We start from the raw sequence: 23,775 nt of genomic DNA on the forward strand, positions 1-23,775 counted from the left end.
CCAGTCTACGGGCGGGGCGGGGCCGGTTCGTCGGCGATCAGCCGCTTGCCGGTGACCCAGGTGTCGACATCTTCGTACCCGAGGGCCGCGTAGAACCCGCGCGCGCGAGCATTCTCGGGCCGGACCATGAGCTGGACCTTCGGGCATCCCATGGCTGACAGCCGCTCTTCTGCCTCTCGCACGAGCCGACGGCCGATTCCCGTCCCCCTGTCGGCAGGATCGACAGCCAGGTAGTACAGCCAGCCGCGGTGACCGTCGTAGCCCGCCATGACCGAGCCGCGGACGCGCTCCTCGCGCACCGCGACGAGAAACAGCTCGGGTTGCACGGTGAGCTTGCGTTCGATGTCGCGGTAGGGGTCGTTCCACGGTCGGGTCAGCCCCGCCTCGCGCCAGAGCGCGACGACGGACTCCGTGTCGGCGGGTGGCGAAGGGGCGGATACGAAGCGTCGTCACGCTTCGACGATATCCGCGACCGCCGTACCCGCGGTGACACGGCGGGCGGCGGTGTAGCGGCGGAACCAGGACACCTGGCGCCTCGCGTATCGCCGGGTGAGCGCCTGTGTCTGCGCGATCGCCTCCTCCCGGCTCAGCCGGCCGTCGAGCTCCCCGAGAGCCTGCGCGTAGCCGATGGCCCGCCGCGCCGTGACGCCGCCGTCGAGTCCCCGTGCGCGCAGGGCTGCGACCTCGTCGAGGAGGCCGTCGCGCCACATCTGATCGACGCGGGCGTCCAGCCTCGGCACGAGCACGTCGCGCTCCTCGTGCGCGATCAGCAGGTTCGTGCGCGGGTGCCAGAGGCGTGGATCTTCGGGCAGCGCGGCACCGTGCGTCGCGGCACCCTGCGCCAGGATCTCGAGCGCCCGCACGATCCGCCGCCCGTTGTGCGGATCGACGCGTTCGGCCGTGACCGGGTCCACAGCGCGGAGGCGCTCATACAGCACTCCGGGGCCGAGCTCGTCCAACTCCGCCTCCAACGCCTGGCGCAGCGCTTCGTCCCGCGGCGGAAAGCGGAAATCGTAGGCGACCGCGGAGACGTACAGCCCCGAGCCTCCGACGAGGATCGCGTCGGCACCACGGGCGTTGATCGACTCGATCGCCTGCCGGGCGCGCAGCTGGTACTCCGCCACGGCGGCTTCCTCGGTCACCTCGAGCACGTCGAAGAGATGGTGCGGGATGCCTCGGCGCTCCGCGACGGGGAGCTTCGCCGTTCCGATGTCCATGCCGCGATACAGCTGCATGGCGTCCGCGTTGACGATCTCCGCCGCACGCCCCCGTGCGCCGAGCTCCTCGGCCAGCGCGAGCGAGATCCCGGTCTTTCCGGTGCCGGTGGCCCCGGCCACGATCCACAGCCGGGGCGCGGACATCACTGCTCCCGACGAAGCGACGGCAGCCCCAGGGAGACCGCCTTCGGGCCGGAGCCCGCGGGTGCGGGCACACCGCAGGAGTCGGCCTCCGCGCGGTCCCACGCGTCACCCGAACGGGTGCGACGGATCACGAGCGGAGCACCGTCGGGCGAATCCGCCAGGAGGTGGAAGGGAGCCGCGTGGGTCACGACGACCGAGACGACGTCACCGGGGCGCGGCACCGGCGAGGCCTCGGGCACCTCGAAGTGCACGAGCCTGTTGTCCTCGGCGCGTCCGGTGAGACGGCGCGTGGCCGCATCCTTCTTGCCCTCACCTGCCGAGACGAGCACGTCGAGACGGCGACCCACCTGCTTCTGGTTCTCCTCGAGGCTGATGCGCTCCTGAAGGGCGACGAGGCGCTCGTAACGCTCCTGCACGACCTCCTTCGGCACCTGGTCCGCCATCGTTGCGGCGGGGGTGCCCTCGCGGATCGAGTACTGGAAGGTGAAGGCGCTCGCGAACCGCGCCTGCTCGACGACCCGCAGGGTCTCCTGGAAGTCCTCCTCGGTCTCACCGGGGAAGCCGACGATGATGTCGGTGGAGATGGCGGCGTTCGGGATCCGCGCGCGCACCCGATCGAGGATGCCGAGGAAGCGCTCCGAACGGTAGGAACGGCGCATGGCCTTGAGGATGCGGTCGCTCCCGGACTGCAGCGGCATGTGCAGCTGCGGCATGACGGCGGGAGTCTCGGCCATCGCGTCGATGACGTCGTCCGTGAACGCGGCGGGGTGGGGGCTCGTGAAGCGGATCCGTTCGAGTCCCTCGATCTCTCCCGCGGCGCGCAGAAGCTTGCCGAACGCCTGGCGATCGCCGAACTCGACCCCGTACGAGTTCACGTTCTGTCCGAGCAGCGTCACCTCGATCGCGCCGTCGTCGACGAGCAGGCGGATCTCGCTCAGGATGTCGCCCGGGCGACGGTCCTTCTCCTTGCCGCGCAGGCTCGGCACGATGCAGAACGTGCAGGTGTTGTTGCACCCCACCGAGATGGAGACCCAACCGCTGTACACGCTGTCGCGCTTCGTGGGCAGCGTCGACGGGAAGACATCGAGGGACTCGAGGATCTCGAGCTCGGCCTCCTCGTTGTGCCGCGCCCGCTCGAGGAGCTTCGGCAGCGAGCCCATGTTGTGGGTTCCGAAGACGACGTCGACCCACGGCGCCTTCTCGACGACCGTCTGCTTGTCCATCTGCGCCAGGCAGCCCCCGACGGCGATCTGCATCCCCGCATGTGTGCTCTTGCGGGACTTCAGGTGCCCGAGGGTGCCGTAGAGCTTGCCTGCGGCGTTGTCGCGCACGGCGCACGTGTTGATCACGACCACGTCTGCCTCGGTACCCGGCTCCGCGGGAACGTAGCCCGCCGACTCCAGCGATCCCGAGAGGCGCTCGGAGTCGTGCACGTTCATCTGGCAGCCGAAGGTGCGCACCTCGTAGGTCCGCGCGCGGCCGTCGGCGTCGAGCGCGGCGGGCGAGGCGGCGATGAGGGTCGGAGCGCTCGAGGGGATCGTCATGATGGGAGCCATTCTACGTTCGCGCTCCCGCCCGGAGGGATGCGGGACACGTGGCGCCGTCTCCCGCATCCCCGCGCTCAGGGAGCGGCCACCGGTCCCGCCGATGCCGTGCCCAGAGTGACGGTCGCGATGCTCGCGGGGGTGGCGAACGGCGCGAGTCCGAGGCGCAGGGCCGAGACGCGGTACTGCGCGGTCGAATCGGGCCCCGCGGCGATGTAGCCGACGCCCGGAGGGGCGTTCGCCTGGTCGGGTTGCACGTTGACCATGATCGAAAGGACGGACGGCAGGGCGTTGACCACGCTCCCCACCGCGGTGAGGACGGCGTTGACCGCGGTCGAGAGCGTGGTGCCCAGCGTCGTGATCGCGGCGAGCACCGTGGTCGTGATCGAATTGGCCGCCACTGTCACCAACGTCGGCCCGAGCGCCGTCACGGTGGAGATGAGCGAGGACACCGTCGGCAGCCCCAATGCGGCGAGAAGGGTGTTGATCGGCCCCGTCACGCCCGCCGCAGCGGCGGAGACCGTGAAGGCCGCCGTGCCGTCCAGCACGGCTCCGATCGTGCCTGTGAAGTCGATGCCCACGTTGAGCACGTTCAGGCCGGGCAGCACCACGGGAGGCAGCGGCGGAACCGAGGGGACGGTGACGCCCGGCGCCGCGACGACGGCATCCAGATCGATGGTCAGAGTGGCGGCACGCACAGCGGCGGTCAAGGCGGCGACGACCTGCGAACTCCAGTTGTTCAGGAGAGTGCCGACTCTGGTCACGATGGGGTTGAGGACGGTGTTGTTCAGCACGACCTCGGTGTTGGGTGCCGCGTTGTTCAGCGAGGGCAGCAGCGCATCCAGATCGACATCGATCCGGCCGGACTGCAGGTCGACCGTCACGACACCATCGGTGAGGGGCGTCGTGAGCAATCCGCTCACCGAGTTCGCGAGATTCAGTCCTGTGACGGTGACCGTCCCGCCGACCGAGGTCGTGAGCACACCGGGAAGCGCCAGGTCGAGTCCTGCTCCGAGCGCGTTCGAGAGCACACCTGAGGAACCGGTCAGCGAGTCCACCGCCGCCTGTATCGAGCTGACCCCGGAATTGACGTTCGTCACGAGCGCGGAGACCGCCGGGGAGTCCAGCCTCAGCCCCAGTCCCGCGATGCCGTACGCGCGCGTCGCGACCGGCGTCACCGGCGCGATGCCCCACAGCTGCTCGCGCAGCGCCGCGCATCCGTCGAGGACAGAACTCGCAGCGACCGCTCCCACCTGCAGCTGGGCGTCGGCGATGCCGGCGATCGACGGGAGGAGCTGCCCGATGCGCACTGTCGCGGGCGAAGGCAGATCCGCGGGAGGCGTCGTGCCCGACACCTGCACGGCCCCGGAGTTGTTGATGAGACCGGACGCCCCTGCGGCCGAGCCGAAGGTGTCGACGCGGGAGTACTGGTTCGCCGCACCCAGCGCGGCCCCGGGGAGCGGGACGGAGAATCCGGTCAGATTCACACCGACGATGCTCAGCAGCGAGAGGTCGAAGGGATTGGCATAGACATAGCTCGAGGGCGGCATGGAGCCGAGATCGACCGCATCCGCGGGCGAGATATCCGCCCCGTCCTCGTCGAGTGCCAGTGTCATCTGCTCGAGATCGGCCACCGGATCGAGGCTCGTTCCGAGAAGGCTTCCCGACAGGAAGCGTCCGTAGGAGGTCGCTTCGAACCCGCTGTCCTGGCCGCAGATCAGCGACGACGTGCCGACGTCGTCCGCGTGGACCCACTCGGCGTCCGTCCACGACGCCGACGTCGCGGTGATGCTCGACGGAATCAGAAGAGCGGTCGACGCAGCGACCGACAACGGCACCAGTCTCCGCGTGTTCATGCCCCCGCCTCCTGACGGCTCAGCCGCAGTGCCGCGCCGAAGCCCAAGAGCCCTGCCGCGATGGCGGCGACGGCCAGCAGCATTCCCGCATCCGCGCCGGTGGTCGCCAGCCCTCCCGCGCCCGGGGGGTCAGCGGGCCGGTCCACCGCCACGGCGGTCAGACCGACGCCCATGCGCCCCGTGAGCCCCATGAGAGTCGTGTCCGCGCGCGCTGCCGCGTCGTCGTCGACCGACAACGTGACGAGCAGGTACTCGGGAGAGGTGGGCGTGAGCGGGCGCAGCTCGAAGACAGGAGAGGAGGCGGTGAAGTCGTCCGCCGGGGTGGCGACGGCGACGGCTCGTTCGCCCGACGCGCAGACGGGCGCCGAATCGAGCGAACTCCATGGCACGTCGCAGACGGCGACCGACATCGTCAGCCCGCGCGGGTGCTCCACCAGCTCACCCTCCTTGCGCAGTTCCAGGGCGAGGGTCGCGCGCGAAGCATCCTCGAGACGTGCTCCCACCTGCCAGAACGCTGCTTCCCCGGGACTGATGTCGAGGAACTCCGCGGGATAGGGCTCGCTCGACAGGACGAGGCGTCCCGGAGCGCCAGTGGGCGGAACATCGATCAGTGCGGCGTTGGCCCTGGCGGCCAGCAGCACCCCGCCGGCGACCATGAGCGCAGCGGACAGAACGGCGACGAGCACGCCGACCGATCGTCGCCACGCGGGTGGGAAGACCTGTGACACGGACAACTCCTCAGTCTCGAACAACGGCCGCATCCGGATCTCCGCGCGGCGGGCGGGATGCGGAGGGCCACAGCGCCCAGGCGATCGCCGCGGCGAGACCGATGGCCAGGGCGATGCTGACGAGAGGCGACTTGGCCCAGATGATGACCCACCCCGCGTACGGGGTGGAGACGAGGACGCGCGGCGCCTCCTCGACGATGTAGCGCGCGGAGTCCACGAACGAATTCGCGTCTCCACGGAGGGTGAGCTCCCGCGCGGACGGCCGTCCCGCGACGTCGTCGATCTCGACGATGCGGTGGGTGACCGGCGTCACGCCGTCCTCCTTCAGGACCGTCACGACGTCTCCGACCTTCAGCTCGGCGGCGGCGACCCGCTGCACCACCGCAGCAGCGCCTGTAGGCATCGTCGGACTCATCGACCCCGTGACGAAGACGATGACCGACAGCGACAGGATCGAGGACACCGCGAGCCAGAGCAGCGTGAGAGCGCCGAGGACGCCCAGAGCGGCGAGCAGGGCATCACGGAAGCGGCGCGGCCGCTCCGGGGCGGAGCCCGCAGGCTCCGCCCCGGCCCCGTCGTCGCCGGCGGAGGCGATGAGCGTCGCGCGTGAGCGACGGGGTGCGGTCGTCATGGCGGTCGTGTCCTGCTCGCTCAGGACTCGGCCTGGAACTCCCAGGCGGGCGCGATCGACAGGCCCATGTAGTCGTCGATCGTCGCGCCACCGGCCAGCGGGACCGGGTCGGGCAGGGTGACCTCGAAGCAGTAGTACTGGACGGAGCCCGCGGCCGCCGCGAGAGCCTGCGCGGCAGAACCGCCGGTGGTGGCGAGCGGGCCGTCGGCGATGAGAGCGGGCGCACCGGGGGCGCCGCTGAAGGCGGAGGCATCACAGGTGAAGGCGGCGTCGTCGGTCACGACGCGGACGTCCAGCGCGGCGAACAGGAGGCCGGCGGGATCGTCTGCGGCGATGCCTGCGGCCGGAACGGCCGGCTGCAGGTCGACGTCGCCGGCGACGGATGTCGTGGACGTGCGCAAGGCCACCTGCGCGTACACGCTGTCTCCGGGCGTGAGCGCTGTCGCGTCGATGCCGGTGTTCTCGAAGACGATCTCTCCGCCCGGGTTGTCCGCTTCATCCGTCCAGGTGCCCGCCCCGAACGGGGCGACGGTGTTCTGCTGGACGGAGAAGGTCGATGTCCCCACCCCCGGACCGCCCGCGCCATCGCCGCCGAACACCCACTCGGTGTCCGTCCAAGCCGCGACAGTCGCGGTGACGCCGAGCCCGAGGGCTGCCGCTCCCGCCGTGATCGCGAACACCTTGCGCCGCGTCTGGCTGCGCTTGTCTTGCGTCTGCATTTCGACCCCAACCTCTTCGTGTGTGCGCCGGAAGCGTCGTCGCGTCCGGGAGACCCGCAGATCCACTCCGGACGCTAAGACGCGACCTGCGGGGCTGTCGCCCGGAGCGGGTGGATGCCGGTACTGGGCTGCGCAGTCCGCCGGTATCGGAGAGGCCTCGGCTGCCGCCCCGCAGATCCGCTCTGCGTAGTGCCGGCACGACAATTGCGTAGTGGCCTCAGCGGCACCTCGGTTGCCGAGCCCGCCGGCCTCGGTATCGTGGAGGGCGAGCGTCGGAGTTGATGCATCCCCGGCGCCCGCCATATCCGGTGTCCTGGGGGGAGAGCCGTGCGAGACGAGACAGCGGATGACGCCGCATCCGGAACGGAATCCGGGGATCGGCGGGAGCTGGACGAGGCGGCGGAATCGATCGAGGCCGGGGTCAGCGTCGTCGTCGCCGGCCCGCTCGGCACCGGGAAGACCGTGCTGACGCGTCGACTGGGGGAACGCCTGGTCGAGCGAGGATGCCAGCCGCTGCTCCTTCACCCCGCTCCTCTTCCCGCCGACGTTCCCTTTGAGGCGCTCGATGCGGCCAACGACGAGCGGGCCGAACTCGTCCGCCGCGGTGCAACGCCCGCGGGCACCGTCGTGCTGGTCGATGATGCGCAGGATCTGGACGAGGCATCGGTGACGGCCCTGTCCCGCGCTGTCTACGCACGGCGAGCAGTCGTGCTGTTCGCGCTCTCGGTCCCGCGCGTCGCCGATGGGGCGGGTGCAGGTGCGGCGACGACGACCATCCTCGATCTCTGGCTGCGCGGCTTCGCGCAGCGCATCGACCTCAAGCCCGTCTCGGAGCGGCGGGCGCGCATCATCGTGGACCGCCTGTCCCGCGGACTGCTGGATCAGATCACGACGGAGGCGATCGTCTGGCAGGGAAACGGCTCCCGCACCCTCCTGCGCGAGCTGACCCGGACGGCCGTGGCCGCCGTCGAATCCGACGTAGACCCGCTGGAGGCGATCCGATCGGCCCCCGCGCAGGGTGGACTCTCCGCGGCGGCCGACGCGCACATACGCGAGCTGGACGTGGACCGAATGCGCACGCTCGTCCTCATCGATCGCGCGCCGGGTCTCCCTTACGGCGACGCTGTACGCTGCGTCGGACGAGCCTCGCTCGACGGTCTCCTCGCCAGCGGGTTCCTCACCGAGGACGGATCAGCCGTGCGTCGTCTGCACGCCGTGACGCCTCTCGCCCGCGCGGCAGCGCGTCGACTGGGCGGAGAATACGCGATCGCTCTGGCCGACCGCAGCGTCGCTGATCTCCTGCCCCGTGCGGGAGAGCCGGTGGACGAAGCACTCGCCAATGCCGTCGCGTCTCAGCTGTTCCTTCATCCGCACGCGGCAGCCGCGCTCGCCTCGGAGACCAGGGAGGAGGTGCTCGTCGGCGCGGCGCGCAGCGCCAACGATCACGAGGACTACGGAATCGCCGCGGCGTACGCCGCACTGGGACTGGAAGGCGGCGACTCGGAACGCTTGCGGGTCGAGCACTTCTGTGCGCGGACGATGCTCGCCGACGCAGTGAACGCGCCGCGCTCGGTCGGCGCGGTGTCGGGCACGGCTCGCGTCCGCGCGGTGATGCTCCGGGCTCGCCTTGCGGCCCTCAGCCGGCACACGGCGGCGGATGAACTCCAGCGAGCTCTCGCGGATACGGCCACCGGCGCAGAGAACTCTGCAGCGGAGTACCTGGAGCACCGACTCCTCGAGGCGCAACGAGCGACCGCCGAGATGCGGTGGGAGGACGGGGTCCGCGCAGCGGAGGCGGTCATCGTCGATGCTCCAGCAGAGGTCGGGGTCCGCGTCCGCGCCCTGATGACTCTCGTCCTGGCCACCGCCATGCGCGGCGACGGCGGCGCGACGCGGCGCGAGATGGAACGCGTCCGACTGGTCCTGGACACGGATCACGACGGGCCGGTCGACGGTATCGCCCGCGCCTCGCTTCTCTGCAGCGCTCTCATGGCCGCACAGATCGTGGGCGAGGACCCGACACCACTGGGCCCGCATATCGCCGAACTGAGACGACTGGCCGTGCGCACCGGTTGTCGGCGACTCGCCGCGCTCACCGGGCTCGCGACCGCGCTGGCCCTGGCGCTCGATGCCGACGCCGACGCGGCAGTGACGGAAGTACGGATGGCGCGACGTCGGCTCCACCCGGCTCCGCAGGATCCGCTGGTTCCCTTCCTGAAGCTGTGCATCGCGCATCTCCTGGCGTTGCACGGTCGCGTCGACATGGCGGAGGAGATCCTCGCTCGGATAGGCGCGGTGTGGGGCACAGGCTCTCCGGTTCTCGAGCAATCCTTCGCGGCGACCGAGAGCGTGGTCTCCCTCGCCGCGGGGCGGACCGATCTCGCGCGCGACGCTGCGCGACGCGCTCTCGACCTCTCCACTCGGTTCAACGCTCCACCCGTGCGGGTGAGAGACCTCTACCGCGCGATCGTGCTGGGAATCGAGCCCGACCGGATGCGACGCGAGATCACAGCTGCGGCGGCGGGGTCGGACGCCGCCATTGTCGCGAGTCTCGCCGTGCTCGCCCGCAGCTCCGGCGAAGGGGCCGCGACGGACACTCTCGACCTCCTGCGACGCACGGTCGCGTGGGCAGGCTCGACGCCGGGGGCCGGGGCGACGACGGCGCCGGTCACGTCGAGCATGAAGAGGACCCTCGTCGTCCTGACCCGACGTGAGCGCGAGATCGCCCATCTGATCGACGAGGGGATGAGCAATCGCGACATCGCGAACCGGTTGTTCCTGTCGGTGCGAACGGTCGAGTCCCATATCTTCCAGGCACGGAGGAAGGTCGGCGCGCGCACGCGTCGCGAGCTCGGCCGTTTCGTCACGCGCGGACTGTCACCGCAGAACGATCCGTGGCGCGCGGCACCGACCGCCTGACCTGAACCGTTCAGTCGAAGCGCGGGCCGCGGGCCGCCGGACGCCGCGCCTCCGCGAGCGCCTGTCGCGCCGCGGTCATCGCGACCGACGACGGGTAGCCGCGGCGAGCGAGCTGCCCGACGAGTCGGCGCAGTGCGGCGTCGTCGTCGCGACCGCCGATCGAGGCCGCTTTACGCCGTGCGAACTCCAGAGCGCGCTCGGCGTCATCGTCGCCCACCGCGCCCAGTGCGGCATCGGCGACGTCGCGCGGAACGCCGCGGCGCGCCATCGCCTGCGCGATCGCAACGCGCCCTTCGCCCTTCCGGGAGACGCCGACGTGCACCAGCTGTTCAGCCAGGGCCGCATCGTCGAGATACGACAGGCGGAGGAAGTCCGCCACGATCTCTTCGACGGCGTCGCGCGACAGATCGCGCTGAGCGAGGAAGGTGCGAGCTTCTCGCTCGGAGAGCGAGCGCGACCGGAGCTTGCGCAGCAACGCGTCGGACGCTGCCTGCGCGAGCGCCGCATCATCCACCTCGGGATCGGTGTCGGCATCGTGCGAGACATCGGCCGCCGGGGCGTCCCCCGCGCTTTCCGGGTCGAGGGCGAAGAACGGGCCGCGCCCCCGCGAGACCGACTCCCCGCGAGTACTCGCGGCGTCAGCCGAGCGTGCCCCGAAGAGTGGGATCACCGGGGCGAGGGCGTCCGCCTCGCCCCGGTCGTCCTCGGGGGTCATGCCGGGCGTCGCTGAGCCAGCTCGTCTTCGACCGATGCCTCTACGACGGGACCGATACCGAGCTTGGTCTTGATCTTCTGCTCGATCTCCGCGGCGACGTCGGCGTTGTTGCGCAGGAAGTTGCGGGCGTTCTCCTTGCCCTGTCCCAACTGCTCGCCGTCGTAGGTGAACCAGGAACCGGACTTCTTCACGATGCCCTGGTCGACACCGAAGTCGATGAGGCTCCCCTCACGGGAGATGCCGGTGCCGAACAGGATGTCGAACTCCGCCTGTTTGAAGGGCGGCGCCATCTTGTTCTTGACGACCTTGACGCGGGTGCGGTTACCGACCGCCTCCGTGCCATCCTTCAGCGTCTCGATACGACGGATGTCCAGGCGGACCGACGCGTAGAACTTGAGCGCCTTTCCACCCGCGGTCGTCTCCGGCGATCCGAAGAACACACCGATCTTCTCGCGGAGCTGGTTGATGAAGATGGCGGTGGTCTTCGTCTGGTTCAGACCACCCGTCAGCTTGCGCAGCGCCTGCGACATGAGGCGCGCCTGCAGACCGACGTGGCTGTCACCCATCTCGCCCTCGATCTCCGCCTTGGGCACGAGGGCGGCGACCGAGTCGATGACGACGAGGTCGATGGCACCCGAGCGCACCAGCATGTCGGCGATCTCGAGCGCCTGCTCACCCGTGTCGGGCTGCGACACCAGGAGCTGGTCGATGTCGACACCGAGCTTCTTGGCGTAGTCGGGATCGAGCGCGTGCTCTGCGTCGATGAACGCGGCGATCCCGCCCGCGCGCTGCGCGTTGGCGATCGCGTGCAGGGTCAGCGTGGTCTTACCGGACGACTCCGGTCCGTAGATCTCGATGATGCGTCCGCGCGGCAGGCCGCCGACGCCGAGTGCCACATCCAGCGCGATGGAACCGGTCGGGATGATCTCGACCGGGGCGCGGTCTTCGCTGCCCAGTCGCATCACCGAGCCCTTTCCGAACTGCCGGTCGATCAGGGCGAGTGCCGATTCGAGGGCTTTCTCGCGGTCTGCGGGTGAGGGCATGAGGGTTCCTTCTGCTCGATGTCGGTCGCCTGTAGGCTGCCGCTCCACCCGGCACAGGGTCCGGTTGCGGCGGCAAGGCGTACGTGTCGTTGCGACATCTCCCACGGTAGGCAGGCCCTCCGACATCGCGTCGAGATGCTCCGCATCCGTGGACAGACATCCCTCGGACTCCGTCTGTGCAGAACACTACGCGCGAATCGAACAGATCTTCGACGACACGCCGTCGTCATCGACGCGGTTCGAGCCGTCCCACTCCGTACCGCCGGTTCGGCGGGACATCCATCTCCGCGCAGAGGGCGAGCCACACGTCACGCGTCGGCTCTCCCGCGGCCAACGCCTGCGCAGCGGTGCGATCGCCCGCACCGCCGAGCACAAGGTCATCGACCAGATACGCCCCGCGTGGGCCGAACTCGTCTCGGACGGCGCGATCGAACTCGCTGCGGCGCATTCAGCGCAGCGAGAGTTCGGGAGAGGCCATCGCGACCAACTCGTCCGGAACGACGTCCGGGAAGGAGTTGATGCCCTCCAGCACCGAGAGCCGGTCAGAGACCTCGCGCATGATCGTGGAGATGGGAACATCCAGCGCCTCGGCGACGGCGCCGAGGATCTCGCTCGAGGCTTCCTTCTGCCCGCGCTCGACCTCGCTCAGATACCCCAGGGCGACACTCGCGCGGCTGGCGACCTGTCGAAGGGTGCGGCCCTTCTGCTGGCGGAGCTCACGAAGGACTTCGCCGATCTCATGACGTACCAGGATCATTTCGAGCCCTCCTTTTACCGAATCCGTCGTGCACCGGGTGCATAACGCTACAACAGTGCGTGCGGCCAATCTAATCCCGCGCCGCTGGGTGACGGATGAGAATCGCACAACGTAACCCAGTGGTAACCCGTTCTGTTCCCTCAGAGCGCCTCGAGCACCATGCGCAGCGCGCGCCGCGCAGTACGCTGACGGATCTGTTCCCTGTCACCGTCGAGCTGCAGCAGCTCGACTCTCGTGCCCAGTGGCGTCGACACCGCCACGAACACGGTACCGACCGGCTGACCGTCGGACGACGTGGGTCCGGCGATCCCGGTCGTCGCGACGCCGACATCCGCGCCGACGCCGTCCACGGCGACCGCCTCCCGCACCCCCTCGGCCATCTGACGCGCCACCTTCGCCTGCACCGGTCCCCCGAGCTCCAGCACGAGCTGGTCGACGCCGAGCAGGCTCTGCTTGAGCCCGGTGGCGTAGGCGACGATGCCGCCGCGCACGACCTTCGATGCGCCGGCGATCGCGACCAGCTGGCTGCACACCTCGCCGCCGGTCAGCGATTCGGCGATGCCGATGGTCCACCCGAGTTCGCCGAGCCGCTGGACGATGTGCTCCGCGTCCGTGCGTCGCCCCCCGACGATCGAGGTCTGCTCATCGAGCGTGCTGTCGTCCATGAAGCGCTCATCCGACATGTTCGCCTCCCGGACGGCGCGCCCGGCGTCCCCTCACCTCGCTGATGACGTAGTCGATTCCGCTGGCGATCGTGAGGATGACGGCGATCCACATCGTGACGGTGTTCACGACGTGGATCCACTCCCCGACCAGCGGGGCCAACGGCGCGAGCGCGAGAGAGAGCGCGACGGCCTGAGCGACCGTCTTCAGCTTCCCCATCCAGGCCGCGGCGAGTACGTGGTCGCTGACGACCGCGAACCGGTACACGGTGATGCCGACCTCGCGAACCAGCACCACGATGGTCACCCACCATGGCAGCTCACCGAGAATCGACAGACCCACGAAGGCGCACCCCGTGAGCGCCTTGTCCGCGATCGGATCCAGGAGCTTGCCGAGGTCCGTGACGATCTCGTAGCGCCGGGCGAGGTAGCCGTCGATGCCGTCCGTGGCGATGGCCACGACGAACAGCACGGTCGCCGCCCATCGCATCGCACCGCCCTCGCCGGCGTCGGCCAGCAGCAGCCAGAGGAAGACCGGCGCACACAGGATGCGCACGATCGTGATCGCGTTGGGAAGCTGTCGGGGTACCGCCACGATGCGAGCCTAGCGAGCGGGAGGCGTTCAGTCGCGCCCGGTGAGGCTCCAGGCGTCCTCGGAGCCCTCGTCGCCGTCGACCACCTCGAGTCCGTCGAACTGCGAGTCCACCGCATCCGGCCCGTAGCGGTCGTCGACGGCCCCGCCTGCGGGCGGGTCCTCGCCGCGGAGACGGGCGAGGACACCGGGCAGCTGCTCGGGCGTCACCAGCACGTCGCGAGCCTTCGAACCCTCGGACGGCCCCACGATCTCGCGCGACTCCATGAGGTCCATGAGGCGTCCCGCCTTGGCGAAGCCGACGCGCAGCTTGCGCTGCAGCATCGAGGTCGATCCGAACTGCGTTCCCACGACGAGCTCCGCCGCCGCGAGCAAGAGCTCGAGGTCGTCGCCGATGTCGGCGTCGATCTCCTTCTTCTCGGTGACGGCCGCCACATCCGCCCGGTACTCGGGACGGGCCTGGCCGGTGACGTGCTGCACGACCTTCTCGATCTCGGGTTCGCTGACCCAGGCGCCCTGCACACGGATCGCCTTCGACGCGCCCATCGGCAGGAAGAGTCCGTCTCCCTGCCCGATGAGCCGGTCGGCGCCGGGCTGGTCGAGGATGACGCGGGAGTCGGTGACGCTCGTGACGGCGAAGGCGAGGCGCGAGGGCACGTTGGCCTTGATGAGGCCCGTGACGACGTCGACGCTCGGGCGCTGCGTCGCCAGCACCAGGTGGATGCCGCTCGCACGCGCCAACTGGGTGATGCGCACGATGGAGTCCTCGACGTCGCGCGGGGCGACCATCATGAGGTCGGCGAGCTCGTCCACGACGACGAGGAGGTAGGGATACGGCTTCAGCACGCGCTCGCTGCCGGGGGGCAACTGGATCTGCCCCGCCACGACCGCCTTGTTGAAATCGTCGATGTGGCGGAACCCGAACGACGCGAGGTCGTCGTAGCGCATGTCCATTTCCTTCACGACCCACTGCAGCGCCTCTGCGGCCTTCTTGGGGTTCGTGATGATCGGCGTGATGAGGTGCGGGACGCCGGCGTAGGAGGTGAGCTCGACGCGCTTCGGGTCGATGAGCACCATCCGCACCTCGGACGGCTTCGAGCGCATGAGCAGGCTCGTGATCATCGAGTTGACGAAGCTCGACTTTCCGGAGCCGGTGGAGCCGGCGACCAGGAGGTGAGGCATCTTCGCGAGATTGGCGACGACGAAGCCTCCGCCGACGTCCTTGCCCACACCGATCGTCATGGGATGCGTGGACTGCAGCGCGTTCTGCGATCGCAGCACATCACCCAGCGTCACGATCTCGCGGTCGGTGTTGGGGATCTCGACACCGATGGCGCTCTTACCGGGGATCGGCGCGAGGATGCGCACCTCGTTGGAGGCGACGGCGTACGCGATGTTGTTGGTCAGCGCGGTAATGCGCTCCACCTTCACCCCGGGCCCGACCTCGACCTCGTACTGCGTGACGGTCGGCCCGCGCGAGAAGCCGGTGACCTTCGCGTCCACCTTGAACTGCTCGAACACGCCCATGATGGCGCGCACGACCGCGTCGTTGGCCTCGGAGCGGGTCTTCGGCGCCGATCCCGCGGCGAGGGACGCGACCGAGGGCAGAGAGTATGAGGCGGCCGGCGGAACGCGATCGCCGCTGCCGCCGAAGCCCTCGATGCCGTCGAGGGTGGGCTGCGGGCCGGAGTCCCCGTCGTCCTGCAGACCCGCAGCGGCGCGGCTGTCCGCGACCGCGCGTTCCGCAGCGGCGATCACGGAGGGATCGATGACCTCGGTGAGCGCATCCGGTGCGCCCGGCAGAGGCGGCGCGGGGCGCGCGGGCTCGAGCGCGTTCTCGAAACCGCCGGCGACCGGCGCGTCGGTGAACAGCAGCTCGGTCAGATCCTGCGAGCCGGCGCCGTCGTCGGGGTCCTGCTCACGGCCGGTCTTGTTGCGACGCCACCACGGCATCGCCTCCGTCGCATCGTCGTCGCCGGCGACAGAGCCCGCTGCGTCCTTCGCGCGCTCGGCCGGCTCCTGCCGCTCGGCGCCGAACATCCACGCGTACAGGTCGCCGAGGCGGCGACCGATGCGGTTCGGGGGTGTGCGGGTGAGGATGAGCACGCTGAGCACTGCCAGCAGGGTCAGCACGATCCCCGCGCCGACCGGCTGGAGCAGCAGCGCGAGGGGCTCCCCCGCCATCCAGCCGAAGAGACCGCCCGCGGTGCTGAGCGCCGGAAGGCCTGACGACGGCTGCGGGCGACCCCCGAGAACGTGGCAGAAGCCGGCGATGGTCAGAATGAAGAGCGCGAAGCCGATTCCGATGCGGCCGTTGTCATGCACGGACGCGGGGTGGCGGAACAGCCAACCGGCCAGGAGCACGAGAAAGACCGGGAGGATGAAGGAGACCCGGCCGACGAGTCCGCCGATCGAGTACGCGCTGATGGCCGCCGAGACCTCGGTGCCGATGAAGAACCACTCGATCACGGCCCCGGCGACGGCGAGAAGGACGAGCAGGAACGGGAACCCGTCGCGGCGCTGGTCCTTCTCCAGCGTCTCGGGACCGAACGTGCGGAACAGACCGCCCGTGAGGTGCGCGAGCCCCATCCACGCGCGGACGGCGACAGAGGGGCGATCGTCCTCGCCCACGTAGCGCTTGGGGGCGGGTTCGGGTTTCCGCGCGCGCGAGGAACCGCCCTTCGCGGGGGCGCGACGCGTCGAGGCGGTACTGCGTGCCATACTCCCACGCTAGATCCGACCCGCGACAGCGGCCGGTAGCCACGCGGCGAAGGGCCTCAGCGCAGGCGTCGCACCATGGTGTCGCGCCCGTGGGCGGGCGACGTGACGGCGAAGCCCTCGGAGCGGTAGAGGGTCGCGGCGAAGTTGTCGCGCTCCACGCTGAGACTGAGACGCGCGCGTAGCCCTCGGCGCGCGCCGCCCCCACCAACTGCTGCAGCAGGGCGCGTCCCACGCCGTGGGCGCGCCAGAGCGGACGCACGCCGATCACGAGTTCCGGCACCCCCGTGCCGATGTAGCCGAACCCCGGCTCGGTGCGCGGCAGCATCCGGTACCAGGCGGCACCGATCGCGTCGCCCTCCGCACTCACGGCGACGAAGCCCGTGTCACCCGGGCGCTTCCACCCCGAGATGTAACGGGCGTGCTCCGGGGTCGCGAGGATCTCATGCCGCGGACGTGCCGCACCGGGACGCCAGTTCGCGGCCTCGACCACCATGTCCGCCAGGAACACGCCGTCCGCCTGCTCGGCGGGGCGGATCCGGAAGCTCGCGGGCATGCCCGGATCATAGCGATGAAGCGGTCAGGCCTCGATCACCAGCGGCACGATCATCGGACGCCGCCGCAGGCGCTGGTTCACCCATCGGCCGATCGTGCGGCGGACGACCTGCGACAGCGCGTGCGTGTCGCGCACGCCCGAGCCCGCGGCCTCCGCGAGCGCCGCGGCGATCTTCGGCTTGACGTCCTCGAACACCGAGTCGTCCTCGGCGAAACCGCGCGCGTGGATCTCCGGGCCGGTGATGATCCGGCCCGTGGAGGCGTCCACCACGACGATCACCGAGATGAAGCCCTCTTCGCCGAGGATGCGGCGGTCCTTGAGGTCTGCGTCCGTGATCTCGCCCACAGTGGAACCGTCGACGTAGACGAACCCGATGTCGCGCTGACCGACGACGCGAGCCTCGCCGTCCTTGAGGTCGATGACGGTGCCGTTCTCGGCGAGGATCGTCCGTTCGGCGGGGATGCCGGTGTCCTGTGCGAGCTTCGCGTTGGCCATCAGATGGCGGTACTCGCCGTGCACGGGCAGGACGTTGCGCGGCTGCAGGATGTTGTAGCAGTACAGCAGCTCGCCCGCGGCGGCGTGACCGGAGACGTGCACCTTCGCGTTGCCCTTGTGGACGACGTTGGCGCCGAGCTTGGTCAGCCCGTCGATCACGCGGTAGATCGCGTTCTCGTTGCCGGGGATCTGGCTGGAGGCGAGGATCACGGTGTCGCCGGGGCCGGGCTCGATCTCGTGGTCGAGGTTGGCCATCCGCGAGAGCACCGCCATCGGCTCGCCCTGAGAACCGGTCGACATGTAGACGATGCGGTCGTCGGGCAGATCGCGCGCCTTCTTGTAGTCGATGAGGACGCCGTCCGGCACCTTGAGGTAGCCGAGGTCCTGCGCGATCGTCATGTTGCGCACCATGCTGCGGCCGAGGAAGGCGACGCGGCGTCCGTGGGCGGCCGCCGCGTCGATGACCTGCTGCACGCGGTGCACGTGACTCGAGAAGCTCGCCACGATCACCCGGCGCGGTGCACGACCGATGACCTGGTCGAGCACGGGACCGATGGAGCGCTCCAGGGGGGTGAACCCGGGGACGTCCGCGTTGGTGGAGTCGACGAGGAAGAGGTCGATTCCCTCCTCGCCCAGGCGGGCGAAGGCGCGGAGGTCGGTGAGGCGGCCGTCGAGCGGCAGCTGGTCCATCTTGAAGTCACCCGTGGCCAGCGCCATGCCGGCGGGCGTGCGGATGGCGACGGCCAGGGCATCGGGGATGGAGTGGTTCACCGCCACGAACTCGAGATCGAAGGGTCCGACCTGCTCGCGCTGGCCTTCCGCGACCGTCAGCGTGTACGACTTGACCCGGTGCTCCTTGAGCTTGGCCTCCACGAGGGCGAGCGTCAGCCCCGATCCGATGAGGGGGATGTCGTTCTTGAGCTTCAACAGGTACGGCACGGCGCCGATGTGGTCCTCGTGGCCGTGCGTCAGCACGATGCCCACGATGTCGTCCAGCCGGTCCCGCAGGGGCGCGAAGTCGGGGAGGATCAGGTCTACGCCCGGCTGGTGCTCCTCGGGGAAGAGCACGCCGCAGTCGACGACGAGGATCTTCCCGTCGTACTCGAAGATCGTCATGTTGCGACCGACCTCGCCCAGTCCTCCCAGGGGTGTGACGCGCAGCGTCCCCTGAGCGAGTGCGGGCGGATCGTAGACGGTGTTGGCCATACGTACCTCTCCGGATGCGGCCTGCGCCGCATCCGTGTTCTGCCCGCCGATGTGAAGGAGCGGGCTATGGGGCTCGCCTCGTGGCGAGCGGTTGTCAGCGTGTGGTTCCGTGCACCTTGGGCAGCGCGCCGCCGGCGGCGGCGTTGCGGTCGGGACGGAAGTTGGAGAAATCGGCACCGGGGACGTCGCGCACCAGGGCGAGCTCGTCTTCGATGAGGGCGGCTTCCCACTCCTCCGGCCCCACGAGGGGCAGGCGGACGCGGGGGCTGGAGATGCGGCCGAGGCCGTGCAGGATGTACTTCGCGCTCACGGTGCCCGGCACGTGCGTCATGACGGCCCGGACGAGCGGCTCGAGCCGCTTGTGCTCGGCGGTCGCCGTGGCGAGGTCGCCGCGGTTCACCGCATCCACGATCGTGCGGTAGGGGGCGGCGGCGATGTTGGCGGTCACGCCGATGAGCCCGGAGGCTCCGATCGCGAGGTGCGGCAGCACGTTCGCGTCGTCGCCCGAGAAGTACATCAGGTCGGTCTGGTTGAGCACGCGGCTCACCTCGCTGAAGTCGCCCTTCGCATCCTTGATCGCCAGGATGTTGGGGTGCTTGGCGAGGCGCAGGATCGTCTCGTACTTGATCGGCACCCCGGTACGGCCCGGGATGTCATAGAGGATGACGGGCAGATCCGTCGCGTCTGCCACGAGGCGGAAGTGCGTGAGGATGCCGGCCTGGGTCGGCTTGTTGTAGTACGGCGTGACGATCATGATGCCGTCCGCGCCGGCCTTCTCACTCGCCCGGTACAGCTCGATCGCGTGAGCGGTCTCGTTCGAGCCGCCGCCCGTGATGATCTTCGCCCGACCGGACGCGACACTCTTTCCGACCTCGACGAGACGGAGCTTCTCCGGGTCGGTCAGCGTCGAGGTCTCCCCCGTCGTCCCGGTGACCACGATGCCGTCCGCACCGGCGGTGATGACGTCGTCGATGTGCTTCTCGACGGCGGGCCAGTCCACCTCGCCGTCGGCGGTCATGGGAGTGACCAGCGCGACGAGCACCTGTCCGAAGGGGTTGCCCGTGTGCGTCATGTCCCCAGGCTATCGGTTCCGGCCGCCGCGGCCCCACCGCATGAGCGCCGATCGTCCTCCGCGCGCGGCGCACGGATGCTGCGACATCTGCACGACCGCTGGGGCTGGTGTGACCTGGCGGGACGCGTGGGGCTCCGGAAGAGTCAGCCGTCGTGCAGATGTCCGGTCACTGAAGCGAGACGATCCGCATCCGGGACAACGTCGCCGTGATCGCGCGCTGCACGCGCGGCCAGTCGTGCACGACGAGTGCATAGTCGAAGCGCAGGGTCTCGTACCCCTGCGCCGCGGCCTCCGCGTCGCGTACCAGATCCTTGTGGCGCAGGCTGACCCCATCGTGATTGAGTCGGCCGTCGACCTCGATGATGAGCCGCCCGTCGACCAGGAAGTCCACGACTCCGATCCCGCGGATGAGGACCTGACACTCGAGGGAGATGCCGAGCAGACGCAACCGCAACCTGAGCAGGGACTCGAGACCGCTGTCGGCGTCGGGACGCGCGAGGTCGACGAGCCAGCGGAACCTTGCCGGGAGGCGCCTTCGCACGTGTGCCCGATCGGCCTGGTCGATCAGGCCCAGGCGCCAGGCCGATTCGAACGCCGCGAAGAAGCTCTCCGCGCCGAGACAGGCCGGCAACTGCACGAGCGCCTGCACGATCGAGACGACGCCGAACGCGGAGGCACCCGCATCCCGATGCACGATGCACGCGCACGACCGGTGGGGATGCGATCGACCGTCGGGTCCGAGCCAGACGTGCAGGGTGGGGAGCGCCTCCAGCACCCACACGCCATGGACCCGAAGCGCCGCCGCGCAGGCGAGCTCACCGCCGTGGGCCGCAGCGTCCCGGACATCGGGGGTGCGCACCGAGCGCGTACACGCCCTTCCGCACGCGCTCGATGGCTCCGCGATCGGCGGCGCGCGCGAGGGCGCTGCGGGATGCGCCGAGCTGGCCGGCACGCGCGACACCGCCCAGTGCGCGGAGGCGGTCGGCGATCTTCACGGAGTCCATGCGCCCACCCTCCCGCGGTACGTGGCGCGAGTCGGGCCCCGTCCCACCGACGCGGGATGACTCACGGGACGCGAGCGCGTGGGGAGGTGCGGTCGCGCGCACACCGCGAGCTCGCCTCCGTCCGTTCCTGCGACATCTGCACGATCCGTGGTGCTGGCGTCGGGCCATAGGGCGCGTGGTGCGACCGTCCACCGATCCGCCGTGCACATGTCGCGCCTCGCGGTGGCCGGCCCCGGCCCCGGCAGCGGACGAGGACGGCTCCGCTCGGCGGGCGCGGGTCCGACTTCTCGAGCGCCGCGGCGCGACGTCTGCACGATCGGTGGTGCTGGTTTGCGCTGGTGCGACCCGTGTGGCGCCCAAGCGGCGATCCACCGTGCACATGTCGCGCCGAGACGCTGCGCGACAGCTCGCGGGCGCACGAGAACCTGAGCGCCGACGTACGCGATGGCACGGCGGAGCCGGCTGGTCACGCACCCTGGCCGATCCTGCGACATCTGCACGATCCGTGGTGCTGGCGTCGGGCCATGGGGCGCGTGGTGCGACCGTTCACCGATCCGCCGTGCAGACGTCGCGGCCCTGCGGCGACGGGGAGCCGCCGTGGGACCCGCCGTAAGGTGGGCGCATGGTCTGGCACACGTCCGCAAGCCGCGTCGTCTACGAGAACCGCTGGATCCGGGTGAGAGAGGACGACGTCACCGGCCCCGACGGCGAGGGGATCTACGGCGTCGTCGAGATGCAGCATCCCGCGGTGTTCATCGTGGCGCTGGACGACGAAGACCACGTCTGTCTCGTTTCCATGCAGCGTTACACCACCGGCCCCTCGTGGGAGGTGCCGGCGGGAGGCAGTGACGGCGAGGATCCGCTCCTCGCCGCCCAGCGTGAACTCGCCGAGGAGACGGGCCTGGTCGCGGCGGACTGGGAACACCTCGGCACCATGAACGCGCTGAACGGCGTCGCCGTCGCGCCCGAGCACGTGTTCCTCGCGCGCGGCCTCTCCCCCGCACCCGACAGCGCCCTCGCGCAGGATGAGGAGGGCATCGACGAGGTGGTGCGCGTCTCCTTCGCCGAGGCCCTCGCGATGGTCGCGGACGGACGCATCAGCGATGGCGAGACCGTCGCAGCGATCGCGTACGCCGGCATCCGGCTCGGCCGTTTCGTCTGACTCAGCGGCCCCGGCGACCGAGTTTCGACGCGAGTCGATCGGGGGCGATGCTCGCCAGCGCGGCGAGCGCGCGGTAGCGAAGGGTGGGCACCGAGACGGCCTTGCCGCGTGCGGCATCGCGCAGCGACGGCGTGACCACGTCGGCGGGGTTCAACCACATCCAGCCGGCGATGCCCTCCTGACCGGGCGCAAGACCGAGCCGCTCGTGGAAGTTCGTGTGCGTGTAGCCCGGGCACACCGCCGTGACCGTCACACCCCGCGTCGCATAGGACGCATCGGCCCAGCGGCTGAACGACACGAGCCACAGCTTCGATGCTCCGTACGTGGAGCGCGGGATGAAAGCGGCGATGGACGCGATGTTCAGGATGCGGCCGCTGCCACGCGCGAGCATCGGGCCGAGCGCTGCGTGCATGAGCCGCATCGGCACCTCGACGTGCACGGCGAGATGACGTACCTCGTCCTCGACGTCGTTGCGCTCGAAGTCGAGCGGGAGACCGAATCCGGCGTTGTTGACGAGGATCTCGATCGACCGCTGCGGATCCGTCAGCCGGTCGACGACCGCTTGCCTCTCCCCCGCATCCAGCAGGTCCGCGGGCAGCACCTCCGCCGCGCCACCGGATGCAGCACGCACCCCGCGGGCGACTGACTCCAGCGCCTCGGAGTCGCGCCCGACCAGCACGACATCGGCACCACGCGCGGCCAGCTGTCGTGCATACTCCGCGCCGAGTCCGGAGCTGGCACCGGTGATGAGGGCCGTCTTCGCCATGCGCGAAGCCTACGCGCCGACGCCTATCGTGAACCCATGGTGGACGTTCTGCTCTGGGAATGGGAATGGGCCTGCTGCGGCGAGCCGTTCGCCGTGGGCGACCGCGTCGAGTTCGGGGTCGTGGACGCGGAGAAAGGGGTGCGCGAGCTGTGTGCGCCTGCGGCGGATCCCGTGTTCGTCGAAACGCACCACGAGCGGGAACCTGAGCTCCGCATCTCGGGCGTCGTGCGCTCTGTGGCGGCGCTCACCGTGGCTCATCGGATGATGCGCCTTCCCCGGCGGCAACCCGCGCCGGGCATCACGCGCTTCTCGTCGCCGGGCGCGGAATGGGCGATCGAGGTGCGGCCTACTCCGTATGTGCTGACCTCGGAGCAACTCATCGGCACCGCGCAGTCGGAGCCGCTCGAAGGTGTCAGCCGCGCCGTCGAGGACGACGACGCCGAGCCGGCGCCCCGCGAGGCGGATCCCGCCGATGGCGACATCCGGCGCCATCTCGTCGGGTACCTCGTCACCATCGACGAGGACTGATCACGGCGCGACGCGGCCGTTCGCGTTGAAGGCGGCGTGGGTGAGCGGCATGAGCTCGGTCCAGAACGCCTCCATCTTCTCGGCGCACATCTCGATCTCGCGCTGGGGGAACGACGGGAAGTGTGTGCCCTCCACCTTGGTGCGCAGCGACAGGAAGTTCATGAGCGCGCGGGCGTTCATGGTGACGTACATCGAGGAGTAGATGTTCAGCGGCAGCACGATCCGAGCGACCTCGCGGGCGACACCGGCATCCAGCATCCGCTGGTACGCCTCGAAGGCCTGGATGCTGGCGGCGCGGGTTGCCTCATCGACGAGGTCGAACTGCTCGTCGGTGCCGGCGAGGAACTCGTACGCGCCGGGCTTGCCCACCTGGATGAGATTGCGCTCGCGGGCCGGCACATAGAACACCGGACGCAACTCGCGGTAGCGGCCCGATTCCTCGTTGTACGAGGCCATCCGGTGGCGCATGAACTCGCGGAAGACGAAGATCGGCGCCTGCACGTAGAACGTCATCGAGTTGTGCTCGAACGGCGAGCCGTGACGGTCGCGCATGAGGTAGTTGATGAGTCCGCGATCGCGCGCGGTCGCCTGGTCACCGGATGCGGCGGACTCGAGCGTCTGCTCCCCCTGCGTCGACACACGTGCGGCGAAGAGCACGTCGGAGTCGGAGGCACTGGAACGGACGAGCTCGACCGTCACGTCGCTGCGGAACTGGATCTCGGCACTGGACGCGTCACTCAC

The 23,775-nt window shown here is 69.8% G+C and carries 23 protein-coding genes and 1 pseudogene; 3 read left to right on the forward strand and 21 right to left on the reverse strand.

From position 1 onward, the window contains the following. Window positions 1-5: 5 nt before the first annotated feature. The 7 genes from QE377_RS01830 to QE377_RS01860 form a co-directional block, all read right to left on the reverse strand. A complete protein-coding gene (locus tag QE377_RS01830) occupies window positions 6-377 on the reverse strand; it encodes a GNAT family acetyltransferase (protein WP_307325820.1) in 372 nt (123 codons plus the stop codon). A 72-nt stretch (window positions 378-449) separates the two neighbouring features. Further along, window positions 450-1,361, reverse strand: coding sequence for a tRNA (adenosine(37)-N6)-dimethylallyltransferase MiaA (gene miaA, locus QE377_RS01835; protein WP_307319133.1), 912 nt, complete (start codon window positions 1,359-1,361; stop codon window positions 450-452). After that, window positions 1,361-2,905: a tRNA (N6-isopentenyl adenosine(37)-C2)-methylthiotransferase MiaB gene (gene miaB / locus QE377_RS01840; RefSeq protein ID WP_307319135.1), complete on the reverse strand. Its 1,545-nt coding sequence runs from the start codon at window positions 2,903-2,905 to the stop codon at window positions 1,361-1,363. The genes miaA and miaB overlap by 1 nt, the downstream gene beginning before the upstream one ends. A 77-nt stretch (window positions 2,906-2,982) precedes the next feature. Beyond that, window positions 2,983-4,761: a choice-of-anchor G family protein gene (locus tag QE377_RS01845; RefSeq protein ID WP_307319136.1), complete on the reverse strand. Its 1,779-nt coding sequence runs from the start codon at window positions 4,759-4,761 to the stop codon at window positions 2,983-2,985. Then, window positions 4,758-5,489: a hypothetical protein gene (locus tag QE377_RS01850; protein ID WP_307319137.1), complete on the reverse strand. Its 732-nt coding sequence runs from the start codon at window positions 5,487-5,489 to the stop codon at window positions 4,758-4,760. The genes QE377_RS01845 and QE377_RS01850 overlap by 4 nt, the downstream gene beginning before the upstream one ends. A gap of 10 nt (window positions 5,490-5,499) precedes the next feature. Further along, window positions 5,500-6,120 carry a signal peptidase I gene (locus QE377_RS01855; protein WP_307319138.1) on the reverse strand — a complete coding sequence of 207 codons (621 nt, stop codon included), beginning with the start codon at window positions 6,118-6,120 and terminating at the stop codon, window positions 5,500-5,502. 20 nt (window positions 6,121-6,140) lie between these two features. Then, on the reverse strand, window positions 6,141-6,839 hold the full coding sequence (locus tag QE377_RS01860; protein ID WP_307319140.1) for a SipW-dependent-type signal peptide-containing protein: 699 nt from the start codon (window positions 6,837-6,839) through the stop codon (window positions 6,141-6,143). A gap of 327 nt (window positions 6,840-7,166) precedes the next feature. On the opposite strand from QE377_RS01860, the gene QE377_RS01865 reads away from it, so the two are divergent. Beyond that, entirely contained in the window at window positions 7,167-9,758 is a 2,592-nt protein-coding gene (locus QE377_RS01865) for a helix-turn-helix transcriptional regulator (protein WP_307319141.1), read from the forward strand. A gap of 10 nt (window positions 9,759-9,768) precedes the next feature. Here the strand turns inward: QE377_RS01865 and QE377_RS01870 are convergent, their stop codons facing one another. The 12 genes and pseudogenes from QE377_RS01870 to QE377_RS01925 form a co-directional block, all read right to left on the reverse strand. Continuing rightward, window positions 9,769-10,473, reverse strand: a complete 705-nt coding sequence (locus tag QE377_RS01870) for a regulatory protein RecX (RefSeq protein ID WP_307319144.1) — start codon at window positions 10,471-10,473, stop codon at window positions 9,769-9,771. Then, window positions 10,470-11,516, reverse strand: coding sequence for a recombinase RecA (gene recA / locus QE377_RS01875; protein WP_307319147.1), 1,047 nt, complete (start codon window positions 11,514-11,516; stop codon window positions 10,470-10,472). Before recA ends, QE377_RS01870 begins: the two co-directional genes overlap by 4 nt. 226 nt (window positions 11,517-11,742) lie before the next feature. Beyond that, a complete protein-coding gene (locus tag QE377_RS01880) occupies window positions 11,743-11,964 on the reverse strand; it encodes a DUF3046 domain-containing protein (protein ID WP_307319150.1) in 222 nt (73 codons plus the stop codon). Further along, window positions 11,965-12,273, reverse strand: coding sequence for a helix-turn-helix domain-containing protein (locus QE377_RS01885; protein ID WP_137416575.1), 309 nt, complete (start codon window positions 12,271-12,273; stop codon window positions 11,965-11,967). It abuts the gene before it with no gap. A 140-nt stretch (window positions 12,274-12,413) separates the two neighbouring features. After that, window positions 12,414-12,956 (reverse strand): CinA family protein, encoded by a 543-nt coding sequence (locus QE377_RS01890; RefSeq protein ID WP_307319153.1) that lies wholly within the window; start codon window positions 12,954-12,956, stop codon window positions 12,414-12,416. Continuing rightward, the gene (gene pgsA / locus QE377_RS01895; RefSeq protein WP_307319155.1) at window positions 12,946-13,530 is read right to left on the reverse strand and encodes a CDP-diacylglycerol--glycerol-3-phosphate 3-phosphatidyltransferase; all 585 of its coding nucleotides are present in this window, start codon (window positions 13,528-13,530) and stop codon (window positions 12,946-12,948) included. Before pgsA ends, QE377_RS01890 begins: the two co-directional genes overlap by 11 nt. 27 nt (window positions 13,531-13,557) lie before the next feature. Then, a complete protein-coding gene (locus tag QE377_RS01900; protein WP_307319158.1) occupies window positions 13,558-16,248 on the reverse strand; it encodes a DNA translocase FtsK in 2,691 nt (896 codons plus the stop codon). Between the two features lie 56 nt (window positions 16,249-16,304). Further along, window positions 16,305-16,801: pseudogene (locus tag QE377_RS01905) on the reverse strand (N-acetyltransferase family protein). 24 nt (window positions 16,802-16,825) lie between these two features. Beyond that, on the reverse strand, window positions 16,826-18,502 hold the full coding sequence (locus QE377_RS01910; protein ID WP_137419079.1) for a ribonuclease J: 1,677 nt from the start codon (window positions 18,500-18,502) through the stop codon (window positions 16,826-16,828). 94 nt (window positions 18,503-18,596) lie between these two features. Next, complete coding sequence (dapA, locus tag QE377_RS01915; RefSeq protein WP_307319163.1) at window positions 18,597-19,574, reverse strand: 4-hydroxy-tetrahydrodipicolinate synthase; 978 nt, start codon at window positions 19,572-19,574, stop codon at window positions 18,597-18,599. 166 nt (window positions 19,575-19,740) lie between these two features. Further along, on the reverse strand, window positions 19,741-20,433 hold the full coding sequence (locus tag QE377_RS01920; protein WP_307319166.1) for an endonuclease domain-containing protein: 693 nt from the start codon (window positions 20,431-20,433) through the stop codon (window positions 19,741-19,743). After that, on the reverse strand, window positions 20,390-20,578 hold the full coding sequence (locus QE377_RS01925) for a type IV toxin-antitoxin system AbiEi family antitoxin domain-containing protein (RefSeq protein WP_307319168.1): 189 nt from the start codon (window positions 20,576-20,578) through the stop codon (window positions 20,390-20,392). The genes QE377_RS01920 and QE377_RS01925 overlap by 44 nt, the downstream gene beginning before the upstream one ends. 622 nt (window positions 20,579-21,200) lie before the next feature. Here QE377_RS01925 and QE377_RS01930 point away from each other — a divergent pair. Continuing rightward, window positions 21,201-21,740, forward strand: coding sequence for an NUDIX hydrolase (locus QE377_RS01930; RefSeq protein WP_307319171.1), 540 nt, complete (start codon window positions 21,201-21,203; stop codon window positions 21,738-21,740). A 1-nt stretch (window position 21,741) separates the two neighbouring features. Here the strand turns inward: QE377_RS01930 and QE377_RS01935 are convergent, their stop codons facing one another. Next, a complete protein-coding gene (locus tag QE377_RS01935) occupies window positions 21,742-22,506 on the reverse strand; it encodes an SDR family oxidoreductase (RefSeq protein WP_307319173.1) in 765 nt (254 codons plus the stop codon). A 36-nt stretch (window positions 22,507-22,542) separates the two neighbouring features. On the opposite strand from QE377_RS01935, the gene QE377_RS01940 reads away from it, so the two are divergent. Further along, window positions 22,543-23,034, forward strand: a complete 492-nt coding sequence (locus QE377_RS01940; RefSeq protein WP_307319176.1) for a DUF6578 domain-containing protein — start codon at window positions 22,543-22,545, stop codon at window positions 23,032-23,034. Here QE377_RS01940 and thyX read toward each other — a convergent pair whose 3' ends face one another. Next, on the reverse strand, window positions 23,035-23,775 hold the full coding sequence (gene thyX, locus QE377_RS01945; protein WP_307319179.1) for an FAD-dependent thymidylate synthase: 741 nt from the start codon (window positions 23,773-23,775) through the stop codon (window positions 23,035-23,037).

The organism is Microbacterium sp. SORGH_AS_0862 (assembly GCF_030818795.1).
GTDB lineage: Bacteria > Actinomycetota > Actinomycetes > Actinomycetales > Microbacteriaceae > Microbacterium.